This window comes from Shewanella hafniensis, from assembly GCF_019655335.1.
GTDB classification, from domain to species: Bacteria; Pseudomonadota; Gammaproteobacteria; order Enterobacterales; family Shewanellaceae; genus Shewanella; species Shewanella hafniensis.
The window spans coordinates 1-322 of the sequence record NZ_BPFD01000279.1 but is presented as its reverse complement, the minus strand read 5'-3'; the positions used below and the strand labels follow the sequence as shown (position 1 = coordinate 322).

The window sequence follows — 322 nt, the reverse complement described above, 5'->3', positions numbered from 1 at the left end:
TAGGTTTGCTACGATAAAGCGTGAGATGGCAATTGATAGGGTTAGTTTTGGTCAAGGTCTTACAACCCAGGCTCTTCGCTCGACCGTTGGCCAAGTCATGTGTACTGCGAACTGCACGCCAATTTTCGGCGCCAATATCTGCAAATTGAACTGTACCGCGAATACGGCTTAGCCAAAACCAACCATGTGCCTCAACCTCTTTGTACCAAGGCACTTTGAACCCCGCGTCAGTCACGATGAGAGGGGTAACATGCGAAGGTAAAATCTTGGCTAAATCCGCCAAAAAACCGTTATGGGCGGCCTTAGAGCATTGTTCTGATAG

At 48.4% G+C, this 322-nt stretch carries 1 protein-coding gene; it reads right to left on the bottom strand.

Translation table 11 applies throughout. From position 1 onward, the window contains the following. Positions 1 to 322: transposase (locus K5Q99_RS22265; RefSeq protein ID WP_220778177.1), on the bottom strand; the 322-nt coding region annotated here is incomplete at both ends.